The 23855-nt window shown below is 40.8% G+C and carries 24 protein-coding genes; 4 read left to right on the top strand and 20 right to left on the bottom strand.

Features of this window, described 5'->3' with window-relative positions; all coding sequences use genetic code 11:
- Window positions 1-18: 18 nt before the first annotated feature.
- Window positions 19-1941 (bottom strand): FapA family protein, encoded by a 1923-nt coding sequence (locus HNR43_RS06390; protein ID WP_183242289.1) that lies wholly within the window; start codon window positions 1939-1941, stop codon window positions 19-21.
- Between the two features lie 118 nt (window positions 1942-2059).
- On the opposite strand from HNR43_RS06390, the gene HNR43_RS06385 reads away from it, so the two are divergent.
- Window positions 2060-2530: a PCYCGC motif-containing (lipo)protein gene (locus HNR43_RS06385; RefSeq protein ID WP_183242287.1), complete on the top strand. Its 471-nt coding sequence runs from the start codon at window positions 2060-2062 to the stop codon at window positions 2528-2530.
- A 25-nt stretch (window positions 2531-2555) separates the two neighbouring features.
- Here the strand turns inward: HNR43_RS06385 and HNR43_RS06380 are convergent, their stop codons facing one another.
- Together HNR43_RS06380 and HNR43_RS06375 are read right to left on the bottom strand one after the other, a co-directional pair.
- Window positions 2556-3785, bottom strand: coding sequence for an ABC transporter permease (locus tag HNR43_RS06380; RefSeq protein ID WP_183242285.1), 1230 nt, complete (start codon window positions 3783-3785; stop codon window positions 2556-2558).
- Window positions 3775-4677, bottom strand: a complete 903-nt coding sequence (locus HNR43_RS06375) for an ABC transporter ATP-binding protein (protein WP_183242284.1) — start codon at window positions 4675-4677, stop codon at window positions 3775-3777. Before HNR43_RS06375 ends, HNR43_RS06380 begins: the two co-directional genes overlap by 11 nt.
- Before the next feature lie 156 nt (window positions 4678-4833).
- On the opposite strand from HNR43_RS06375, the gene HNR43_RS06370 reads away from it, so the two are divergent.
- From HNR43_RS06370 to HNR43_RS06360, 3 genes are all read left to right on the top strand, one after another.
- Window positions 4834-5433 carry an apolipoprotein A1/A4/E family protein gene (locus HNR43_RS06370; RefSeq protein WP_183242282.1) on the top strand — a complete coding sequence of 200 codons (600 nt, stop codon included), beginning with the start codon at window positions 4834-4836 and terminating at the stop codon, window positions 5431-5433.
- A gap of 310 nt (window positions 5434-5743) precedes the next feature.
- On the top strand, window positions 5744-6862 hold the full coding sequence (proB, locus tag HNR43_RS06365) for a glutamate 5-kinase (RefSeq protein ID WP_183242280.1): 1119 nt from the start codon (window positions 5744-5746) through the stop codon (window positions 6860-6862).
- Between the two features lie 21 nt (window positions 6863-6883).
- Window positions 6884-8125: a glutamate-5-semialdehyde dehydrogenase gene (locus HNR43_RS06360; protein ID WP_183242278.1), complete on the top strand. Its 1242-nt coding sequence runs from the start codon at window positions 6884-6886 to the stop codon at window positions 8123-8125.
- Window positions 8126-8191: 66 nt separating this feature from the next.
- Here the strand turns inward: HNR43_RS06360 and HNR43_RS06355 are convergent, their stop codons facing one another.
- From HNR43_RS06355 to HNR43_RS06275, 17 genes are all read right to left on the bottom strand, one after another.
- Window positions 8192-9025 (bottom strand): 5'-3' exonuclease, encoded by an 834-nt coding sequence (locus HNR43_RS06355; RefSeq protein WP_183242276.1) that lies wholly within the window; start codon window positions 9023-9025, stop codon window positions 8192-8194.
- A 100-nt stretch (window positions 9026-9125) separates the two neighbouring features.
- Window positions 9126-9323 (bottom strand): hypothetical protein, encoded by a 198-nt coding sequence (locus HNR43_RS06350; protein ID WP_183242274.1) that lies wholly within the window; start codon window positions 9321-9323, stop codon window positions 9126-9128.
- 134 nt (window positions 9324-9457) lie between these two features.
- Window positions 9458-9805: a hypothetical protein gene (locus HNR43_RS06345; protein WP_183242272.1), complete on the bottom strand. Its 348-nt coding sequence runs from the start codon at window positions 9803-9805 to the stop codon at window positions 9458-9460.
- Window positions 9806-10029: 224 nt separating this feature from the next.
- Window positions 10030-11295 (bottom strand): hypothetical protein, encoded by a 1266-nt coding sequence (locus tag HNR43_RS06340; RefSeq protein WP_183242270.1) that lies wholly within the window; start codon window positions 11293-11295, stop codon window positions 10030-10032.
- Between the two features lie 488 nt (window positions 11296-11783).
- Complete coding sequence (locus HNR43_RS06335) at window positions 11784-12089, bottom strand: hypothetical protein (RefSeq protein WP_246346265.1); 306 nt, start codon at window positions 12087-12089, stop codon at window positions 11784-11786.
- A gap of 268 nt (window positions 12090-12357) precedes the next feature.
- A complete protein-coding gene (locus HNR43_RS06330) occupies window positions 12358-12906 on the bottom strand; it encodes a hypothetical protein (protein WP_183242268.1) in 549 nt (182 codons plus the stop codon).
- 272 nt (window positions 12907-13178) lie between these two features.
- Window positions 13179-13721, bottom strand: coding sequence for a hypothetical protein (locus tag HNR43_RS06325; protein ID WP_183242266.1), 543 nt, complete (start codon window positions 13719-13721; stop codon window positions 13179-13181).
- 15 nt (window positions 13722-13736) lie between these two features.
- Complete coding sequence (locus HNR43_RS06320) at window positions 13737-14609, bottom strand: SAR2788 family putative toxin (protein WP_183242264.1); 873 nt, start codon at window positions 14607-14609, stop codon at window positions 13737-13739.
- A gap of 15 nt (window positions 14610-14624) precedes the next feature.
- The gene (locus tag HNR43_RS06315) at window positions 14625-15656 is read right to left on the bottom strand and encodes a S8 family peptidase (RefSeq protein WP_246346264.1); all 1032 of its coding nucleotides are present in this window, start codon (window positions 15654-15656) and stop codon (window positions 14625-14627) included.
- A gap of 164 nt (window positions 15657-15820) precedes the next feature.
- Window positions 15821-16021 carry a hypothetical protein gene (locus HNR43_RS06310; protein WP_183242262.1) on the bottom strand — a complete coding sequence of 67 codons (201 nt, stop codon included), beginning with the start codon at window positions 16019-16021 and terminating at the stop codon, window positions 15821-15823.
- A 5-nt stretch (window positions 16022-16026) separates the two neighbouring features.
- Window positions 16027-16329 carry a ferredoxin family protein gene (locus HNR43_RS06305; RefSeq protein ID WP_183242260.1) on the bottom strand — a complete coding sequence of 101 codons (303 nt, stop codon included), beginning with the start codon at window positions 16327-16329 and terminating at the stop codon, window positions 16027-16029.
- Window positions 16311-17606 (bottom strand): FAD-dependent oxidoreductase, encoded by a 1296-nt coding sequence (locus HNR43_RS06300; RefSeq protein ID WP_183242258.1) that lies wholly within the window; start codon window positions 17604-17606, stop codon window positions 16311-16313. The genes HNR43_RS06305 and HNR43_RS06300 overlap by 19 nt, the downstream gene beginning before the upstream one ends.
- The gene (locus HNR43_RS06295; protein ID WP_006319750.1) at window positions 17599-18648 is read right to left on the bottom strand and encodes an electron transfer flavoprotein subunit alpha/FixB family protein; all 1050 of its coding nucleotides are present in this window, start codon (window positions 18646-18648) and stop codon (window positions 17599-17601) included. Before HNR43_RS06295 ends, HNR43_RS06300 begins: the two co-directional genes overlap by 8 nt.
- A 12-nt stretch (window positions 18649-18660) precedes the next feature.
- Window positions 18661-19473: an electron transfer flavoprotein subunit beta/FixA family protein gene (locus HNR43_RS06290; RefSeq protein ID WP_183242256.1), complete on the bottom strand. Its 813-nt coding sequence runs from the start codon at window positions 19471-19473 to the stop codon at window positions 18661-18663.
- 98 nt (window positions 19474-19571) lie between these two features.
- Complete coding sequence (locus HNR43_RS06285) at window positions 19572-20720, bottom strand: saccharopine dehydrogenase family protein (RefSeq protein WP_183242254.1); 1149 nt, start codon at window positions 20718-20720, stop codon at window positions 19572-19574.
- Between the two features lie 12 nt (window positions 20721-20732).
- Window positions 20733-22208, bottom strand: coding sequence for an aldehyde dehydrogenase family protein (locus HNR43_RS06280; RefSeq protein ID WP_183242252.1), 1476 nt, complete (start codon window positions 22206-22208; stop codon window positions 20733-20735).
- A complete protein-coding gene (locus tag HNR43_RS06275; RefSeq protein ID WP_183242250.1) occupies window positions 22205-23830 on the bottom strand; it encodes a thiamine pyrophosphate-dependent enzyme in 1626 nt (541 codons plus the stop codon). The genes HNR43_RS06280 and HNR43_RS06275 overlap by 4 nt, the downstream gene beginning before the upstream one ends.
- Window positions 23831-23855: the final 25 nt, after the last annotated feature.

Here is a 23855-nt window from a genome sequence, read left to right as displayed (position 1 = left end):
TGTTGGCCAGCGTCTTTTTTATCCAAATACAATTTCTTGACGTTCGTCGTCCCATTTCATCTCAACATATTTTTTTTCTTCATAAAACGTATACGCTTTTTTGCCAAATTGAACAACTGTTCCTTCCCACGCATGTTCAATATAAATCGTCTCCCCTTTTGGGACAGCTAGCACGGTCTTAATACCGAGTGAAGATCCGACTTCTTTCACTTTCATTCCTTTTTGTGCGTACGCTTCACCGCCACGTAATACTCCATGAACAGTCAACGCCCCTCCTGCGTAAATATTGCAATTATAACATCCCTTCCCTGTTATAATCACATCACCACTTCCGTGAATGACGCTATTTAAAGCATACGAAAGTTCAATCGCATCATTTTCTTCGCGATCATATTGTCCGATAAATGTATTAAGTTCACGAAGCAAATTTGCCATGCCCTCTAAACAGTGAAATTGATTTGGACGATCTGCAAGCAAACAGTCATTCAACTGCGAACCAATGTCGAACCACTGTTCACCAATTTGTTCACGCTTTTGTTCGCACATCGTTTTATACTGTTTCATCGCTTCCATCATCGTTTGAAACTTGCTTTCGAGCAATCTCTTTGTCAGCGGATAAATATCTTGTTCGCGAATTTTTGACATGACCATTAGTTGTTGAATGGCGACAATCATTCGTTCAAGCGAGTGGCGAATTTGTTGTAATAAACCAATAAGCTGTGTAACGAGCATTTTATTTTCCCCTGATGTGACTGTACCGCTAATGACGTTTTGTTGAATAAAAATAGATTGTTGCGCACGAATTTTTGCACGATTGACATTTTGTAAAATCATAATGCTACCGAGCGCTTCAACGACCATCTCGTCTTGAACATTGCCCATAATTTCAACATCCCCTTTAAAACGAATGTTTCCTACCGATAAATCGACATCCCCTTGATGAACGAGCTTCGGAATAATAGAAACAACAACTGTTTTTCCTTTTTTAGCAATTTGTGGTCTTCCGCCTGTCGTTGCTAAAATGCGATTGTCATCCATCGTTACCCCTTTACCGAGTTTAATCATGATCGGATGCACTTCACGAACAGGAATGACTTCATTCGTCACTGTTAACCCCGGCTTTCCTGGCTGCGGAGGATGAACGAGCGCGATTAAATCTCCCTCACCGACCGTCGCAATCGTTTCCATTTCACGGTAATCAACGGTTCCGTCTTCACGGGCTTTCGGTGTTCTTTTTCCCTCACCTACTTTCACTTCTACCCATCCGTCTTTTCCTTCCATTGGCTCAATTCCTTTTGCGATCACAGCCGTTATTTTTTTCTCTGACTGCAATGCTTGACGAATTGCTTCTTCATTTATTCCATAAACAATTCCTAACTCTTGCAGTTTCGCCATCACTTGCTCATATGTCACATCATAAATGAGTTCATTTTCTATTTTTGCTTTTATATGCAATTTATTGGTTGGTAGGTGATCCTCCAATATATATCGACGTCGTATTCCGGGAGCAAACGTCAATATCGCCTCTAACTTTCTAGCATCTATGTCAATTTTCCAGACTGATTGCGCAATACTTTCTTCTTTTGGGTAAATGCGAACGTCGTCTCCTTCTTGTAACGTGATTGTCCCTTCGATGACTTCTCCATTATGTAAACAAATAACACCCTCACCAGCCACAATCGTTGGGCTGACATCCAAACATTCATAATGCAACGTACCATCTTTAATCCATACTTTTCCTTCTTTCTGTTGAACAACTTGTTTTGTTTGTTGCTTCTTCGTTAGTCGGACAACGGCCGGTTGTGAAACGATACCGAACAACTTTTTACGCTCTTGTTGTATGATTTCAATGACTACTTCTTCGCGCGTCGCTTGAAGCTGTTTTAGACCATCTTCAATAGCCTCTTCTACCGTTTGTCCTTTTACTTCAATGTACTCCATCCTTTTCCCGCCTTTTTCCTTATCATTTACTATTGTTTTTATTATAATAGTAAAAGGATAAAAGAAATAGTGAAAAAAGTCGGAACCCTCTATCATTTCAGGAAAAAGGATGGTTGAGATGAAAAAACGATGGATATTTAGCACGATGCTCTCTGCCAGTTTATTGTTTAGTGGATGTGCGCAAAAAGAAAATGATCATGCTCAGGAACATCAAACAAGCGATATACGCGAAGAAACAGCTTCCATTCATCGTTTGCCTTCTTTTTTAGCCAAACATAACGAATCTATGGCACACTTATACGAACAGGCTGCGTCACATCAAGAGTTGCTAGAAAACATTCCTTGTTATTGTGGATGTGGAGAGTCAGTCGGTCACGAAAACAATTATGATTGTTTTGTATATGAAAATAAAAACGATGGGGCAGTCGTTTGGGACGATCATGCGACAAAATGTGGAGTTTGTTTAGAAATTGCAGCTATTTCGATTGAGCAATATGAAAAAGGTATGTCTGTGAAAGATATTCGCCGACTTATCGATGAAACATATAAAGAAGGCTATGCCAAACCGACACCGACAAAACCGATGTAAAAAACCGAGCATTTCGCTCGGCTTTTTATTTTTTCGTTAATTGCCATGCCCGCTTGAGATCTTTCCATGAAGATGCTTGATTATACATAAGCACGCCACCACGATATATTTTTGACCCAAACACAAATAAAAAGGCAATTGTTCCGACGAGTAAAACGATGCTAAAAGCAATTTCCCAAGTCGGAACGTGTAACATTCCAATTCTTAAAAACATGATCATTGGAGCAAAAAACGGAACAAACGACATGGCTGTAATAAACGAAGATTCTGGTGCATTCAAACCAAACATCGCCATAATAAATGCCGCAACAACAAGCATCGTGACAGGTCCAGCCATTTGTTGTACTTCCTCTACTCGGCTAACGATCGAACCGAGCACTGCAAATAACATCGCATACAACAAATAACCGAGCAAGAAAAAGACAATGCCATATATCATCAAAGAAAGTGGTAGTTCGTTCATGCCTAGCAACTGACGTAACATATCACTATTTTTCATCGATGCATAACCAACTGAAAAAATAATGACAAACTGCGTTAAACTTAACAAAGCAATTCCTAAAATTTTTCCGAACAATTGTTGAATAGGTGAGATACTTGAAATTAAAATTTCCATAATGCGTGATGATTTTTCTGTTGCCACTTCCATCATAATCATACTTCCATACATTAAAACGAACATATACATCGCAAACAATAGCACATATACGATCGCTCTTGCCTGATTTAATTGTTCTTCTGTTTTTGCATGTTCCTCAAGCGCTACTTTCTCCATAGCGATTGGCGCATATAACGCATTAATTTGATCATACGTTAATCCAATTTGTTTTGCCATCATTGCGATTTTAACGTGTTGCAATGCTTGCTCAATCTCATGGGTGACATCGCTATCTGCAATATTTTTCGCATAATATGTCACTTTCGGTTTCCCGTGTTGTATATGAAGCACGATATACGCATACCACTGTTCTGTTTGGACAAGTTTTTTCGCCTGTTCTTCACTTTTATTATGACGAACAAGTTTTATTTCTTTATTCGATTGTAATTGCGCTTGCAATGATTCATACCATCCGTTCGTTTCATCAATAACACCAATTGTCTTTTCACCGCCATCACTAAATGCTTCTATAATGCGATCTAACTGACTAATACCAAATACAATAAAAGCGGTAATGATCGTTGAAATGAAAAAGGACTTTGATTTTAATTTCGTTACATACGTATGAAGAAAAACGATCCAAAACTTATTGTTCATACGTTGCACCTACTTTCTCAATGAAAATGTCATTCAGCGATGGTTCTTCTAGTGAAAACGTACGAATAAACCCTTTTGCATAAATATGTGCAAGGATGCGTTGTGATACACTTTCATCTGCTACTTGTAAGCGAACTCCTTCAACCATCTTCTCGACTTTTAATACGCCGGGAATGTCTGTTAACGTTTCAAACGGAAGTTCCCCGTGAATAATAACATTTTTCTTGCCAAAAGATCGCTTGAGTTCTTTGATCGATCCATGAACAATTGGTTTCCCTTTATGCATAATACATATATGTTCACATAGTTGCTCGACATGTTCCATTCGATGACTTGAAAAAACAATCGTCGTTCCTTTTCGTTGCAAATCAATGACTGCCTCTTTCAACATTTCGACATTTACCGGATCTAATCCGCTAAACGGTTCGTCTAAAATAAGCAATTGCGGATGATGTAACACCGCGGCGATAAATTGAATTTTTTGTTGGTTTCCCTTTGATAATTGCTCTACTTTTTGATTTTCATATTGTGGTATTTTAAAACGCTCGAGCCAATAGCGCATTTCTTTTACAATCTCTTCTTTATGTAATCCTCGCAATCTCCCTAAATAAATGAGCTGTTCTTTTACTTTAAGTTTTGGATACAATCCTCTTTCTTCTGGTAAATACCCGATGAGATGACTATGCTTATATGTAATGCGTTCACCCTTCCACGTGATCTCACCTTTCGTCGGTTCAAGCAACCCTAAAATCATTCGAAACGTCGTCGTTTTTCCCGCTCCATTCGCCCCGAGAAATCCAAACATACCCTGTTCTGAAATAGATAATGTCACATCATCTACTGCTGTAAACGAACCAAACTGTTTTGTTACATGTTGTAACACTAATCCCATGTTTTCCACCCCTTTCTCTTTTATTCCATTATAACGTATAAATACAGGTAAAAGTTTCATACATTTACTTTTTTATGTTCAAAAAATGATGAGAAACATATTTCTTTCTTGTCTGTCACTCATTTATAATGACCAGTAGAGGGGAGGTGAATCGAAGTGGAGAAAGAAACACTTGTAAAAGAAATTGTGAAAGCGCTCGAGCTATTCTCGAACAATATTCATCACGAAATAAAGGAAATGAGCAATCAACTCCGTTCGGAAATGCAAGAAATGGGCAACCAACTTCGAACAGAAATGCAAGAAATGGGACAACAGCTTCGAGCAGAAATGCAAGAAATGGGCAACCAACTCCGCTCGGAAATGCAAGAAATGGGCAACCAACTCCGCACGGAAATGCAAGAAATGGGGCAACAGCTTCGAACAGAAATGCAAGAAATGGGCAACCAACTTCGAACAGAAATGCAAGAAATGGGCAACCAACTTCGAACAGAAATGCAAGAAATGGGACAACAGCTTCGAGCAGAAATGCAAGAAATGGGACAACAGCTTCGAGCAGAAATCTGTGACGTAGAAAGTAAATTGGAAGCGAAAATGGATGCCCTTAAACAAGAAATGGACAAGCAGTTTGAGCAGCTAAACGAAAAAGTTGATCAACTACGCGATGAACTAACCGACACGCAAGAAACTGTCGATTTGCTTTCTTCTAAAACACTTCAACATGAGCGTAAACTCCGCCTTTTGTCCAAACAGTCGTAAAATCCGTTGACATCTTTGTTTTTTTGTTTCATAATTCTGAAAAAAGGTATATATGGAACGAGGTACGGGACGAGTAAATCGATGGAACGTGCAAGAGAGTGGAACTCATAGGCTGGAAGGTTCCTCACGGAAAGTCGGTTGAACCTACCCTATACGGCCGCTTATGCAAACATAAGCCGTTTCCCTACGTTACAGGGTAAGAGGTGGGCGCATTGCGTCAAAAAAGGTGGTACCGCGGAAATAACGTTTTTCCGTCCTTTTCTACAAGGGCGGGGAAGCGTTTTTTATTTTGCAGTAAAGGAGTGAAATGGTGAAAAAAAAGCGAATCGTCGTCAAAATTGGCAGTAGCTCATTAACTGAAAAAAACGGAACGCTTTCGGAACAAAAACTATGTGAACATGTCGAAGCACTTGCGTATATGAAACAGCTTGGGCACGATGTCATTCTCATTTCTTCCGGAGCGGTCGCGGCTGGGTTTGGATTGCTTGGATATCGTTCACGTCCGAAAACAATCGCGGGAAAGCAAGCAGCCGCAGCTGTTGGGCAAGGAATGCTCATGCAAAACTACATTTCTGCCTTTCGTTCGTTTCATATCGTTACCGGGCAATTGTTGTTAACACGCGCAGATTTTTACGATCGCGACCGATTTCGCAATTTGTTTACGACAATTTCTACATTGTTAGAACGCGGCGTGCTCCCGATTATTAATGAAAACGACTCCGTTTCTGTTGAAGAGTTGACGTTTGGCGATAACGATTTGTTATCCGCCTTGGTGAGCGGATTTTTGCATGCCGATGCCTTGATCATTTTAACGGACATTAACGGGCTATATGACCAACACCCGAGCCACCCGGAAGCGAAAAAATATCATTTTCTCTCTGAAATTACTGACGAACTGATAGAACAAGCAGGCGGAAGCGGATCAACGGTTGGAACAGGAGGCATGAAATCAAAGCTACTTGCCGCCCAAAAGGCACTCTCTTTCGGCGTCAGCGTTTTTATCGGCACAGGGACGGGAAAAGAAAAGCTCAAACATATTTTAGAAGGAAAAGGCGACGGGACGTATATCGGCTCTCCTTTTCAAGAACATATGCAAATGCGCAAACAATGGATTGCGTACCATTCCGAAGTCGCAGGCGCGATTGAAATTGATGAAGGAGCAGAAAACGCGCTTTTGCATAAAGGAAAAAGTTTGTTACCTGCTGGGGTAACGAATGTATTCGGTTCGTTTCAAGCGCTCGATGTCGTCAACGTCGTCAATCAAAAAGGCGATGTAATCGCTAGAGGGCAAGTATATTATGCAGCAGACGACTTACAAAAAGTAAAAGGAATGACAAGTGAACACGCAAAACAGTATTCTTTCCACCACCGCCCAGAAGTTATTCATCGCGATCATTTAGTTTGCTTAAAAAGGACGTCTGTCCGCTAAAAACGAAAGGAGCGAGAACGGATGAGCGAATTACTAACAAAAGCAAAAAAGTTAAAACATGCTGCAAAACATTTAGCGATTTTATCGACGGAAGAAAAAAACGAGGCGCTTTCTATGATCGCAGAAGCGTTGATTGCGCAAATGCCATATCTTTTACACGAAAATGAAAAAGATATGGCGATTGGAAAAGAAAACGGGCTCTCCCCTTCCTTGCTTGATCGGCTGCAACTTACCGAAGAACGCATCCATCAAATCGCCGATGGCGTTCGCCAAGTTATTCACCTACCAGATCCAATCGGCGAAACGATCGAACAATGGACGCGACCAAACGGGCTCCTATTAAAACAAATTCGCGTACCGCTTGGTGTTGTCGGCATGGTGTACGAAGCGCGGCCAAATGTGACAGTCGATGCAGCTACTCTTTGCTTAAAAACAGGAAATGCTGTCTTGTTGCGCGGCAGTTCCTCCGCCATTCACTCGAATAAGGCGCTCGTTTCCGTCATGCAAGAAGCGTTAAAACAGTCGTCTGTTCCAGTTGATGCGATTCAACTGCTAGAAGATACGAGCCGCGAAACAACACAACATATGTTTCGTTTAAAAGAATATTTGGACGTTCTTATCCCGCGCGGTGGCGCTGGTCTTATTCAATCGGTCGTCGAAAACGCGACGATCCCGATATTAGAAACAGGCGTCGGCAATTGCCATATTTTTATTGATGACTCTGCTGAAAAAGAAATGGCGATCGATATTGTCATAAACGCCAAACTGCAACGCCCGTCCGTATGCAACGCGGTCGAAACAGTATTGATTCACGAAAAGTGGCCATATACAAAAGAATTGCTTGAAACGTTGCACGGAAAAGGGGTCGAACTGCGCGGCGACAACCAGCTTGCGGCTACATATCCGTTCGTTCATGAAGCGACAGAAGAAGATTGGGCGACCGAATTTTTAGCCCCAATTTTAGCGGTGAAACTCGTCGAAACGGTGGACGAAGCGATTGAACATATTGAGCGCTACGGCACAAAACATTCGGAAGCGATTATTTCCGAATGCAAGGAACATGTAGAGCAGTTTTTCGCGCGCGTCGATGCCGCTGTATTGTACCATAACGCCTCCACTCGCTTCACCGACGGCGAGCAGTTTGGATACGGTGCGGAAATCGGCATTAGCACGCAAAAACTGCACGCTCGTGGTCCAATGGGTTTGCGCGCCATCACGACAACAAAAACGCTCGTGTATGGAAATGGGCAAGTGCGGACATAAAAACCAGCCTCTATATGGGGCTGGTTAAAATATGTTTAATAACTCCTTCCTCTCACAAGCTGTTTACTACATAATCGCTTCTAATACTTCCGCAAACCGCTTGCGCTCGCCATCCCATTTTGCTTCTTCCAATCGCAAAGAAATTGGAATATCGCAATGAATGGCCGCCAGTTTTCGTGATAAATGAAGCAAGTCGAGATGTTCGGTTATTTTTTGTTGCTGGGCTTTCGTTAAGTTCGCTAAGTTTGCCAAAATTCCTTCAATCGAGCCGTATTGTTGAATGAGTTTAAACGCTTGTTTTTCGCCGATGCCGCGCACGCCTGGGTAATTGTCGCCTGCATCGCCCATGAGCGCTTTCACATCGACGAGCTGCTGTGGTTGAATTCCTTTTTCTTCAATAAAGCGTTCAAGCGTATACGCCTCGTAGTTGCCGATGCCTTTTGCCAACAAATAGACAGTGACACGCTCTGAAAGAAGCTGAAACAAATCGCGGTCTCCGGTTACAATCGAAATGCCCATCTCATCACGATATTGCTTTACAAGCGAGCCGATGCAATCGTCCGCTTCGGCACCAAGTACGCCGATATTCGGAATACCTAGCATCCCAACCGCTTCTTTCGCCAAATCAAACTGCGGCATTAATTCATGCGGCGGCTCGCCTCGATTCGCCTTATAATCTGGAAACCATTCGGTGCGAAACGTCGTGCTTCCCATGTCCCAACAACAAATGACATGCGGCGGCTGAAATGCATTTGTTGCTGCTTCGATTTGTTTCACTACCCCATATACCGCGTTCGTCGGCACGCCACGGCTATTGATCATCCAACGTGGTGCTGTCGCATAAAACGATCGAAACAATAACGCCATCCCGTCAATTAATAACAAATGTCCTCGTTCCATCTTCGTTGTCCTTTCTATGTATCGATGAAACAAGTATAACAAAAAAACACCCCGTATAGGATGGCGGAAACGTTCAAACATATTTCGTCCAACGTATAATTTATTGCAGAAGTCTTTTTAAAAAACGAACTAACTTCATCATCAACCATACAATAACAAATACGACACCGTAAACAACGACAAAAATAACAATACCTTTTAAAAAAAGAAGTAAAATGCCTTTCCAACCCTCTTTAGACCAACTCATATACAAAAGACACATAAGAAATGCGAAGAAAGCAATGTAACTTTTTTTCATGCTATTTCCTCTTTCACACTCTGAAGTCATAAGTAGATAAAACATCGTTAACTTTCGACAGGTGACAGGCACAACGACAAGCCTATCAATTTCTGCGACCGAACGGGCAGTTTTTTCACTTGAAGGATCAGATTCTATCGATTAAGCAATATAATCTCCCTAGCCTCAATGTCTCTGCTTTCTTTACTTTGACTCATAGTCTGAGGAGTGGCAAGAATGACTTTCACAGTTACTTCTGCCGTAAAGTCGTCAACACTTAATTTGTTGCCATCTTCATCACTGAATTTTGTTTGATTTGTGATTCGGACTGTACAAGGATAGCTTATATCCTCTACGTTATTTTTCCTTTTCTTTACTTCATGGGAACAGTCCACGACAAAATAATTTTCTCCAATACTATAAAGCGTCCCTTCAAAAGACTTTGTTCCTGTGCAACCAGTCAAGAGTAAACTAACCAAGACGAAAACAACAGTTCTAATCATTCGAATTGCATTCCTTTGTATGAAAAATAATTTTTTATAAGATTACATTTATCGAAAAAGACAACACAACGCAAAACTAAACTTCTCTCTATTCCCTTTTTATGAGCAGGAGGCTTTTAAAAATGCTCCTAAGGGAAGTAAAGATTACTCATGAACGTTTTATTTGGTAATACGTTATTTCTCTAAATTATCCCTATGTTAACAAAGATAATACACAAAAACATTCACCACGTTCTAGGAGATAACCCCCAATAATCTACTATACTTTGTACATGAGTATACATTTTCCACCCATTAGAGCCTACGCCTTCATGTACACCTCTAATCTGGCTACCATAATATGTAGGCGAACCACTGTCACCGTTAGTAGAATTATAATCAGCAGCAGTCATATTATTGTGTTCTCTTGCTGAATAATTTGTACTTTTTACACCCCCACATGCATTACCAGTATATGAACCATTCATACATACGTATTGTCCTACATATTCATATGATTCTCTTTGCCAACTGGTAAAGTTAGGCTGTCCATAATTATAATTGCTAGCATAGGAAAGTTGACCTAATGAAATCAGCATTGCATCCAGTTCACCACTATTTACGAGCCTGTAGGCATATCCAAAGTATGAACCGCCTTGACTAAATCTATCACTACTTCTTCCGCAATGACCAGCTGTGACATAGTAAACCCAATTTCCATAAGAAGCTGAAAATCCGCCCGTACACCCCCAACCTGTGTCAATATTGCTAATCCTTAATCCACCTTCTAATGGCCGTGTATAAGCAGTTCTAGACTCTTCGTAACCACCATCAGATTCAATTACTTCAATATCTGAACCGAATATATTTACAAGTGAATCCCTAGCAGTGCTGTCAAATGGATAAATACCGATAATAACCTTATTCCTTTGAATATCAGAATATATAGTAGTAACATTTATACCTTGTTCTTTTAATTCACGCTTCTTCGAGAGTACTGTCGAATGTATTTCATCAAGCTGCTTTTCTGATCTTTGTACTTGTTTAAATTTTATTTTTGAATCATTATTAAAAATTTTCCTAATGTCATTTATCTCTTTATTCATTTGTTTTAAATTTTTAGAAAAACTAATTGTTACCACACCTTTTTTCGATTGATCGACGTACAGTCCCCCAAAATCACTTGAACTAATATTGTTTCTAATATATTCTAAAATCAATGGTATTTTTTCCTCTTGATATTTTATTCTATTTTCTATTTCCTCTAATTCGTCCTCAGTTAGCCAAACTCCGTGTTTTTCGTATGACTGTGTTACTTTCTTTGATGTTATTAAATTACTCACATAAACAGGATCATAATTTAAACCCATTTTCTTTCTATACTCTATATTTCTTTTTAATTCGGAATCATTAGCTATATCATTTTCCGCGTTTATAGACCGTGGTGATAAAATCAATATGGGAAGTAAAATGATGAATAGGATCACAGTGTTTTTTAGTGAGATATTCATTAAGGACACTTCCCTTCTGATATTGGTATTGTCAAAAGTTTTAAAGACGTCCCCTGATTTTTTGTTGATTTTATGCTGTTCTGGATAAAAAAGCTTGTCACTCTTGTTGTTTACGGTATGATTGAGGTAACGACACACACAACCACCCAAACATTGGAGTAACAGGATTGTTACCTCAATTATTAATCAAACTTCATCTTTTACAACAAAAAGACGAAGAACCGCGGACATTCTCTGCCTGTATCAATCGAACGTTTTTCCCGACAACAAACCATTTCGACAGGTGACAGACACAACAACAATTCCCCCCTTTTTTGCAAATGAAATTGCAATAAAAATTTCCGATTTTCGTTTCCTCTGTTCTCTCTATACAAGTCGACTATAAATACAACACGGCAAGTGATCGACAGGATGTAAAGCAAAATGGCAACTTGTATAGTTCGTAAAATAATCATAAAAAAAAAAAAAATTATCCGTCAACCCCTTTTTTAGAATAAATTGTATATAAAGAAACAAAAAACCACCCCATATGGGATGGTGTAAATGATGAAGCTAACCTTTCGCAAATAATCTTCTTCCGATATCGTATCTAACTGCTCCAACATCAAGACAGAAGCAACCGACGGGTAAAATGGCATCGATACAAGCGTTGCGACGACACCTCCGTCACCGCACAAACAAGCAAAATAAATAACAACGAAAACAGAAAATGCAAAAAACCATGAGCTTAATAGTGAAAGCGACAAGAACAACAACGCAGTCGATAAGAAAACTTCTTTCAAAAATACTTTCATAATTCCCTTCCTTTACAATCTGTATAGAAGGAAAATGGAGAGGAGGAGCATAACAAACGATTGTTCGCAAGTCTGTACTCCTCCTAACTCTCTGTCCTTTTTTGTTTTTTTGGTTTACATACCCAAAAAAGATATTTGTTTCATTTCTGATGGTGAAGATGACATCTGTTTTGAGCATAAAAAAGAGGGGGATGGATTTTACACATCCATAAAACGAGCAACAAAATCAACGTCGATGTCAACCCATCACGGATTCAGGTGCCACTTTTTATTCATGTAAATAACCTGCTTTTACTAGAGATTCCAAATACTCATTCAACACAAGGTTACCCTCCACACAATCTGTTGGGCTAATTCCTTTAAACACCTTTAGTTCATGATATAATTTCTCACATCTTGCACCTTGCGTTTGAAAACCACTGACATATTGCTTATCTACACTTTCTAAAATAACTGCTATTAGTCTTCCTTCTGCAAAATTAATATATCTAACTTGCAAATCATAATCTTCATCACTCGGTTGCGGCAGAAAAAGTTCACCAGTCGCCGTCATTTCTCGAATACACTTTCTCATTCTATCAATATCCGCTTTCTCTTTCTCACTATACAAACTATTCAAAATTTCCTCATCTTGAATAAAGTAGCTTTTCACAAATGTTGAATAATCAACAAAAGGATCTTTTTTAAACTCTATAAACTCAGTAACAGGAACTTCAACTGCTTTATATTTCTTTTTTAATATCGTGTCTACCTCAGTTATTAAAAACTTATGAGGCATATTTAATCGTTGGTATTTTTGAAATAAGTTATTTTTCAAGTGGTTTTCCCCCTATTAATAGAATGAGTGTCCTCCACTTCTATTATATATATGCCAATGTGGAAGATATCCGTCTTTACACTCATGCGGATCGTCATGTATAGGTAGTTTGCCATTGCCAGCTTTTGCAGCAACCTTAAATGCCTTCACTGAATCTTCGACAAGTGACGGGCACAACGACATCCGTGAAAAAACAGCTCCATGTGGCATAGGGGTACCCTGTTTGCCTTTTTCACATAATAATTATTGTTATGAAAACTGCTCAACTACAGTTACATATCAAGATATCCTGCTTTGACAAGGGAAAAAAGATATAGTTTGTAATCTACATTTCCGATGACACAGTTTTCAGGGTCTATTCCTTTGAACACAATTAATTCATGAGATATCTTTTCACATTGTCCATGAGTCGAGAGAAACGAGCCTAGGTATGTTCCGTCAGGGCTTTGAAAAAATATATAGAGTAAACTTCCTTGACCAATAGCATGTAATCGATCTTCAACTACTGAATGATCTATCTTCTTATTAAGCACTCCATTCAATCTCATAAATTCTAAATGATCTTTTTTCTCTTCTTCACTGAACAAATTTTTTAAAACTTCTGGATCGTGTATAGCATAACATTTTGTAACATGAGAAGGATTAAAATAAGGATCATTTTGTAGTTCTGTAAATAATTGAACATCCACTTCTTCAGCATTATATTTATTTTTTAGAATATTATCAATTTGGTTTAGATTAAATTTAGGAAAGTTCAATTGTTTGTATTTTTTATGAGCTTCAAGTTCATCAAAATCATTAAATGACAGAATCATTATATCCCCCCGTTTTTAGTATGAGTAGAATGAATGACCTCCGGAACGATTCCATTTGTGGAAATGAGGTAAAAATTTAGGATAAGATCCATGTATTGAGTCAAAAACTGGCTCTCTGCCACCACCAGCCTCCTTAGCTACTTTTTTTGCTAATCCACTTGATTTTGACCAAACATTATTAGTTTCGAAATCTTTTCCGTTCAACCTGCTTATTGCTTCACTCAAAGAGATAGGGTTACCAATATATACTCCTTCCTTTGTTTTCAGATAAGCTGCATAATGGTCATAATTCTTATTTCGTAATGTTTGAGCTATCTCAGATGCTAAAGTATAAGTTACCCCTGCCATCACAAATGCAAGCCCCATGGCAATTAAATGTTCTAATAGAGCTTCACCTACAACTACAGCGATTGGAATCAGGAATGCAAAAGATGCATGCAATTCATTTGTATTTATTTCGTATTTTTCACCTGTATTCATATCTGTAAAAGTGGCGACTATTCCATGTTCTGTAGCCTGTTGTACATCTACCTTGTATTCTTTCTCTACTTGGTTTCCTTCAGAATCTGTTTCTACAGATTTCACTGTAAATTCCCTCGTATCTTTATCCATAGACAGAGAGACAATGGCATGCCCATCATTAGTAACATCTGTTGCACCATCACTAGTCTCTTCTATTACGTTGTCAATATCAGTTGAAACTTCACTCTGAATCTCTAATGTTTTCTCGTTATTTTGTACAACTGTAATATTTTCTTCATTTACTACACCCGTTTGTGTTGAGGTGTCTGTTATCTCATCTGCTAATACGTTACTATTTGCTGATATTATTCCAATAAGAAGAAGTAAAGTCAATAGAATAGATATAATTCGTTTAAATTTAAACATTCATATCCCACCTTTTTATGATAATTTTACGAATCCGTTCCCATAATATGTTTTATTTCCTATTTTTACAGAATATCTTCTTAAAATATTTATCATCTCCGATGAGAATTTTTTATTCTTTTTATATTTAGATATTCCAAATTGCTCTGGTTCCTCTAAAATAATAGCAACAATTCCTGTTACATAGGCCGCTGCTAAGGAAGTTCCGCTATACATGCCATAGCCGCCATTATTGGACGTGGTTAGAATATCTACACCTGGAGCAGAAAAATCAATCTTTCCCCGTGCTGAAAAACTGGCCATTTTATAATTACTATTTACTGCTGTTACAGAAATAACATCTTTATAATTAGCAGGATAATCTGTCTTTCCCCCATAATTATTTCCTGCAGCAGCTACAACGATTATGCCAGAGTTAATAGCAGTTTCAATTGCTTCCCGCAGTTCCGAATTATCCGATGACATCCCAAAACTAATGTTCATTACCTGTACTCTGTTATCGATACACCATTGGATGCCTCTTACTAAATCTCTAACCTTTCCACGTCCTTTATCATCTAGAACTTTTACTGAATATATTTCTACGTTAGGAGAAACTCCTCGAATGCCAATCTCGTTATCACTAGCAGCTATAATACCTGCAATAGCTGTTCCGTGACCATATGTATCATACAGAGGTTGACCTGGATTGATTGCATTAAACTCCTCCACTACTTTTCCTTTAAGATCCTCGTGCTCTCTGTTAATACCACTATCTAAAATTGCAACTTTAACTTTTGAGACAGGCTCCTGCTTAACCAGCAGCTTATTGGTACCTACACTATTTACTCCCCAAGGAATGATTTGTCTTTTGCTACTCATCAGTAACTGCATATCATTTAATTTTCTTCGTGAGTTATCTATCAGCCTTAGATAGTTTGATTTTTCCCCTCCATCATTAGCACTACTGGCATGTGTTTTGAAATTATCAGTTTTAAAAAAATTCTTTGAAACATAAAAGGAAATTACTAGAGACAACGATAGTATTAGTAAAATAATCTTTTTCAACCTAACCACCCCCTTTTTAGCAAAATAGGACTATTTAATTAAACTCGTGGTACTAGTTGAACTCTTCCACTCAACTAACACCACGGGTTAATAATAATAATAATAATAATATATGTCAACCCCTTTTTTAGAATAAATTGTATATAAATACACAGAAAACCACCCTACGATAAAGGGTGGCTCACATGAGAAGAAACACGAATCGTTTGCTTTTTTGTTAATTCTTCATCAACGGTTAACAGCTCTTTTTTCTCCCAGCTGACGAAGTAGTCTTCCCATAAGACGTGGCAACGATCGGCAGTCACTTCTAACACAATTCCTCTCGTTCCATCCGTATAGACGACGCAATCTCCGATGTGAAACATAGCGATCACCCTAGACGGAAGACAATGCCGTAGCCGCCGCGCGGGTATTCCCAGCGAATGTTTTCGTGCGGGCAGCCGATACGACAGCTGCCGCACTCATGACAGCCTTCATAGCCAACATGCATGCGAATATCTTCCCATTTATAAACAGCTGCTGGACAAAAAATCGTACAAATTTTATCGGGGCATTTCGTTAAACAAATGTTGTCATCAAGCACGTGAAGATGCGATTTCGTATCCGCATTAAAGCGAACTAAATATTGCTTCTCTTCAATCGTTTGCGCCTTCATCATTTCATCACCTTCCATGCTTTCATCATATCGCGCGCCAGCTTAAACTTCTGTTTCGTCGAGCCGAGATCACGCCAAATTTTTTTCTGTTTTTCCCATTTCGATAAACCGTCGACCGTAAACATTTGGCTTGCTGCACGGTTCATCATTGGGATATATTGCTCAAAATATTGCGGGAATCGCTCAAAATGATGCGTCGCGTCTTTATATTTTTTCAAATCTTGCCCGATAAAGCTTTCCATCAATTTCATCCGGTACTGGTCAAGCATGCTTTCCGAAAAATCGTTTTGTTCTTTCGCCATGATAATGGTTTCTGCTGCTAGTCGGCCAGATGTCATCGCCATATTCGATCCTTCGCGATGAATCGCATTGACAAGTTGCGCTGCATCGCCGACGACGAGCACCCCGTTGCCTGCCACTTTCGGAATGGAATGATAACCACCTTCTGGGATCAAGTGCGCTAAATATTCGACAGGTTCACTCCCTTGAATGTATGGACGAATCATCGGATGATTTTTCACATACTCAAGTAGCTCATACGGCTTGATTTTATGTTTAATTAATCCAGATAAAAGCGTTCCGACACCAATGCTAAGCGTGTCTTTATTCGTATATAAAAAGCCCGTACCAACAATTCCTTTCGTCGCATCGCCAAAAATCTCGATCGTACAGCCTTGGTTTGGCTCGAGATTAAAGCGGTCTTCAATAATGCTTTTATCTAGTTTTAAAATTTCCATCGTTGCCAAAGCGACTTCATCTGGCCGCCATTCACGATGGAAGCCGAGCTGTTTTGCTAAAAGGGAGTTGACGCCATCAGCCAATACGACGACATCGGCATAAATATCGCCATCTGGCCGATCCGTCCGAACGCCAACGACGCGCCCGTTTTCGACAATACATTCGACCGCTACGGTCTCACAAACGAGAAGCGCCCCTTGTTCCACTGCTTTTTCCGCAAACCATTGGTCAAATTTCGCACGCAATACGGTAAAATTGTTGTACGGCTCACGTCCCCACTCTAACCCTTTATAGCTAAACGTGACAGCCGATTCTTTATCCATCATCATAAACCGCTGCTCGACGATTGGACGTTCTAGCGGTGCTTCTTTATAAAACTCCGGAATGATGTCTTCCATCATTTTACGGTACAATACGCCGCCCATAACGTTTTTCGCCCCTGGATATTCACCGCGCTCTAAAAGCAGCACGTTGACCCCTGCTTTTGCTAGTTCATACGCACAGGCCGTTCCAGCTGGACCTGCGCCAACGACGATACAGTCAAATTTTTCAGGCATGGCGAATCTCCTCCTTCACATCGGCAGCTGCTTTTACCTTCGGAATTTCTTCTTTGAACCGTTCGATTAATAGCGGAATGATTTCGAACGCATCGCCGACAATGCCGTAATGGCATGATTGGAAAATCGGTGCGTTCGGGTCTTTATTGATGGCGATAATGAGGTCGGAATTTTGCATGCCGACGACGTGCTGGATCGCGCCAGAAATGCCGATCGCAAAATAAATTTTTGGCGTCACCGTCACACCCGTTTGTCCGACTTGGTGATGATGGTCAATCCATCCTGCTTCGACGACATCACGGCTCGCCCCAACCGCACCGCCAAGCACTTCGGCTAGTTGATGAATGAGTTGAAATCCTTCTTTGCTGCCCATCCCTTTTCCGCCAGCAACAACAATATCCGCTTCGTCAATACGCACTTTTTTTGTCGTTTCTCTGACAATCTCTAATACTTTCGTTCGCATTTCTTCTTCGTGTAATTCAATATGCTCCTCGACCACGCGACCTGTGCGCGACGGATCTGGTGATAGCGCTTTCATCACTTTGGGACGCACCGTTGCCATTTGTGGACGATACTTTTTACATAAAATCGTCGCCATAATGTTTCCGCCAAATGCAGGACGGCTCGCCAATAACAACCCGGTGTCTTCTTCAATATCGAGGATCGTTGTATCGGCTGTTAATCCTGTCGGTAAATCGGTGGCGATGGCGCTTGCTAAGTCTTTTCCAGATGGTGTTGCACCATATAAAATAACTTCAGGTTTATGTTTATGACAGCAATCTAATAAGGCACGCATATATGGCTCTGTTCGATAATGTTCAAAAATCGGATCGTCGTATACATATACAACATCCGCACCGTATTGAAAAAGCGTTGGTGCAACTGTTTTTACACCGCTACCAATTAAAACGCCGGCAAGTTCAGTTTTCCGTTTATCCGCAAGTGCACGCCCTGCCCCCAATAATTCTAACGACACAGGGGCGACTTGCCCGTCTTTCACTTCAATGTATATCCATATCCCCCGATAATCATCGAAATTCATGCGCTACTCCTCCTATGAAAAAAGCTCTTTTTTCTGTAGTACAATAGACAACAGTTCGTTCACTTGCTCTTCTTTTGTTCCTGTCAGTATTTTTCCGCCTTCTGGCTTGGGTGGCGCCCATACTTTTGATACAATCGTTGGAGATCCTTTTAGTCCTAGCTGTTTGCGGTCTACATTTTCTAAGTCGTCTGCTGTCCAAATGGTTGGCTGGTATCGTGCCGCTTTAATCATGTTTGGCAAAGGTGCAAAGGAGATGTCATTGATGTCTTTCTCAACGGTGAACAAGCAAGGCAATTGCGATTTCACTACTTCATATCCATCTTCTAATTTACGATGAACGATCGCATACCCTTTTTCTTTATTTACTTCAACAACTTTGTTTACACCAGTGAGAGGAGGAATGTTTAAACGTCGTGCAATACCTGGTCCGACTTGCCCCGTATCCCCGTCAATCGTCATTTTTCCACAAATGATAAGGTCAATCGGACGCTGTTTGGCGATTTTTTCAAGCGCTTTTGTAAGTGCATAACTTGTCGCAAGCGTGTCAGCTCCGGCAAATGCTCGGTCTGAAATCATATACCCTTCATCTGCCCCGAGCTCTATACATTTTTTAATCGCTTTGACTGCTGGTGGGGGACCCATCGTTAAAACAGATACGATTCCACCGTACTCCTTTTTTAAACGAACAGCCTCTTCTACCGCATGCGCATCATACGGGTTTAAAATCGCCGGGGCACTTGCACGGTCCATCGTATTCGTTTTCGGATTCATTTTAATAATTTTTGTATCTGGCACTTGCTTAATACAGGCTACAATATGTAGCATATGTTCACCTCCAAATCTATTCGATGTATACATATTTTAGCATAATGAACAAATCACTCGTCATAACAATCAGAAAATTTACCATTTTGTTCACAATTTTAATGCATCGTCGCGCGAATAACGACACCACGGCGAATCATTTCTTCAATATAGCGAGCGCCCGGAACAATTTGTTCAGGTGGATACGCTCCGCGCTTTTGAATCGTTCCGTTGCCAATCATTTGTGCAACGACAGAAACGGTATATGCGGTAGAACGTGCCATCGCTGTCACATTTTTTTGGCGATCTTTATGTGTCACCATTTCATATTCGTACGTTCTTTCTTTTCCATCCTTTTCTCCCCCTACAATGACACGTAATAACACAACATCGTCCTTTTCTTTTAACTCTAAAAGAGGAGTTAGCACTTTTAACAAAACGTCACGCGGCCGTACGGCTACCCCGTTGACTTCTACTTCATAGTCTCGACGCGTCAATTGTAAATCGACAAGAAGCTGAAATTTTTCCGCGTGCCCCGGATAGCGAATAGTTTTATATTCCAAACATTTTACATTCGGATAAGAACGCGGCAATGTTGATGTTCCTCCGGATGTATGAAACGCTTCAAGCGGCCCGAAACGTTCAAAATAAATCGTTTCAATTTCAGATAAAGATGGGACTTGTTGTTTTTGCCCATCGCGAATAATAAAAGAAGGATCGGTGTAATGATCGAGTAAGCCTTCAAGAGAAAAGACGTGATTGTATTCAAGTGGTGGCTCTGGACGAAGCGGAATACCGCCAACATATAATTTAATGGTATGAACGCGATCCAGTTGACTTGCTCCATATCCTGTTAAAATATTAATCATTCCTGGAGCAACACCTAAATCTGGAATTAATGTAACACCTGCTCGTTTTGCTTGTTCGTGTAAAGCAAGGACACGATCTGTCATATGTCCGATATGTCCACCTAAATCTACGGCGTGTACACCCGTTTCAATGGCCGCTTTCGCTACGTTTTCATTAAACGTGTAAAAGAGAGCATTAATGGCTACATCATGCCCATGCATCGCAGCCCGCAGTTCTTGATCATTCGCTGCATTCACTCGCTTCACTTTCACTTTTTCTGATGACAACGAACGTTGAACCGCTTTTGCTTTTTCTTCATCGACATCAGCGAGCGTCACCGATAATACCGCTTGTTGTTCAATTAAGTCACGCACAGCTTCTTTCCCCATTAAACCCGCGCCAAGTACAATGACATTCATCTCTCATCCCCCTCACACGTCAATTTGTGCACGTTGTAATTTACCGCTATAGTCAACATAAATACTTTTCCATTCTGTAAACACATCAAGTGCCGCTACACCTGAATCACGATGTCCGTTTCCTGTTCCTTTCGTTCCACCAAAAGGCAAATGAATTTCTGCCCCAGTCGTTCCTGCATTCACGTATACAATTCCTGTATCGAAATCACGCATGGCTGTAAACGCTCGGTGAATATCGCGTGTAAAAATCGCACTCGAAAGTCCATAATCAACGCTGTTATTTACTTCAATCGCTTCTTCTAAACTGCGAACGGATATAATCGATGTGACTGGACCGAAAATTTCTTCACGTGCAATGGTCATCGTTGGCGTAACGTTTGTAAACAATGTTGGGGCATAATAAAATCCGCCTTTGTATTGCTCATCTTGCAACACATATCCTCCTGCAAGTAGCGTAGCTCCTTCGTTTTTCCCGATTTGAACGTAATGATGGATTTTTTGTAACGCTCCTTGATTAATGACTGGTCCGACTTTTACTCCTTCCTCTAGCCCGTTTCCTACCGTTAATATGTTCATCGCCGCGAGTAAACGTTCTTCCAATTGTTGTTTCACGCGTTCATGAACGATAATTCGGCTACATGCCGTACAACGTTGTCCAGATGTACCAAAAGCGCTCCAGATGATCGCTTCCACAGCAAGGTCGATATCCGCATCATCCATGACGATAACGGCATTTTTCCCCCCCATCTCAAGCGATACTTTTTTCAAATGACGACCGCACGTTTCCGCAATTCGTCTTCCGACCCCATTAGATCCTGTGAACGAAATAACTTTTACATCACGATGTTCAACAAGCGCTTCACCAACAACAGAGCCGCGTCCATGTACAACGTTAAATACACCGTTTGGCAATCCGGCCTGCTCGAATATTTGCGCGAGTTGCTGTGCCATAATCGGTGTTTCGAGCGCAGGTTTCCAAACGACCGCATTGCCAGCAACGATCGCAGGGAATGATTTCCACGTAGCAATCGCAATCGGAAAGTTCCATGGAGTAATTAAGCCGACGACACCAATTGGCGCCCGAACGCTCATCGCAAATTTATTCGGTAACTCGGACGGAGTTGTATCGCCAAATAACCGTCTTCCTTCTCCTGCCATGTAAAATGCCATATCGATTCCTTCTTGCACTTCACCACGTGCTTCTTCAATGACCTTTCCCATTTCCATCGTTAATAGGCGAGCCATTTGTTCTTTTCGCTCTTGTAGTAACATGCCCACCTTATAAAGCACTTCAGCTCGTTTTGGTGCTGGAACGAGTGCCCATGCTTTTTGCGCTCGTTTTGCCGCCGATACCGCCTGTTCTACATCTTGTTCATTCGATACGGTCACTTCTCCGATACTTTGACCGTTCGCTGGGTTAATAATCGGAACAAATTGCTCGCTTACGGACGGCATCCATCGCCCATCGATATAGTTTAATACTTTCATTGTTTTCCTCCTCTCGCTTGTTCAACTGTTAAAAACGGAGATAATACATGCGGATCCGTCATCACTTCAATGACAGTCGGCTTATTGTTTTGAAGTGCGGAGGTGAACGCATGTAAAAATTGTTTTTCTGTCTCTACACGCACACCGTCGGCCCCAAGACTATGCGCCATGTGTGCGAATGATATATCGCTTAAGTCGGTTCCGATGACGCGTTTTGGATAGCGAAGCTCTTGGTACATGCGAATCGTTCCGTACATTTGATTGTTAAACACAATACTAATGATTGGAATTTTGTAACGAACTGCCGTTTCGAGTTCTTGCATCGTCATCATAAACCCACCGTCTCCACTTAATGAAACGACCGAACGATGCGGATGAGCCAATTTTGCCCCAATAGCCGCGGGTAGCCCATACCCCATCGCTCCTGAAGTCGGCCCAATATATGTATGTTGCTGAAATTGAAAAAATGAATGAAGCCAGCTCGCAAAATTCCCAGCATCGTTTGTAATGATCGATTCTGGAGGGAGAAGGCGTTGAAGGGTATCGATGACGCTCTCATTGATGTTACGTTTAATGGACGGAAGAGATGATACTTGATCATACACTTCCCGCCGTTTTTTTGTCCACGCCGTCCATGTTTGCTGAAGCTTAATGGTGAGCAATCGCTTTAAAGCTTCTTTCGCATCAGAAACAATTCCAATATGTGGGGAATAAGTCACACCGATCACATCGTAATCAATATCGATATGGATGAGTTGTTGCGTTGATAATAGCCTATAATCTTGCGTCGTCACTTCTGACAAACGAGTGCCGATCGCTAACACCACATCTGCTTGTTCAACCGTTTCAATAACAGCTCGTTGTGTGCCTAAACCGAGATGACCAACGTAGAGTGGATGATCGTTTGGAAATACGTCATGTCGACGAAAAGACGCCATGACAGGAAGCGACCATTTTTCAGCGAACAAACGGAGAACATCGGTAGCTTTTGAACGTATAACCCCTCCGCCAGCAATAATGACTGGACGGTTCGCTGACTGTAACAATTGCTCGATACGCTGGATGTCTTCTTGGCTTGGTGCTGGTTTTGGAACAATTGTTTTCGAAAAGATTACGTGATCGATCTGTTCATGAAGAACATCTTCCGGAAGCGAAACGACAACTGGACCAGGTCTTCCCGTTTGTGCAATTCGAAACGCCCTCGTTAGCAATTCTGGTAACCTTTTTGCGTCATCAATTTCTATCGCCCATTTCGCGAGCGGACGAAAAAACGCCTCAACATCTACCTCTTGAAATCCTTCACGTCCCCGAAATGTTCGCGCAACTTGTCCTAACAATACAACCATCGGTGTTGAATCTTGCTTGGCTGTATGAATACCGATAGCAGCGTTTGTAGCTCCTACGGCTCTTGTTGCCATCACAACGCCAACTTTTCCGCTTGCCTTCGCATATCCTTCTGCCATAAATGCGGCGCCGCCTTCATGACGAGCAGAAATGAGTTGGATCGTTTTCTCAGAAAAAAGGGCATCAAGGATCGGTAAATAACTTTCCCCCGGCACACAAAAGACATGAGAAATGTCCTCACTTTTTAAACATTGAACGATCGCCTCCGCTGCATTCACTACAAGCCCTCCTTTCTTTTTGTAT

It is taken from the genome of Anoxybacillus mongoliensis (assembly GCF_014201515.1).
Lineage (GTDB): Bacteria > Bacillota > Bacilli > Bacillales > Anoxybacillaceae > Anoxybacillus > Anoxybacillus mongoliensis.
Note: the sequence above shows the minus strand (reverse complement) of the source record. Positions and strands in the feature narration are given on the sequence as shown.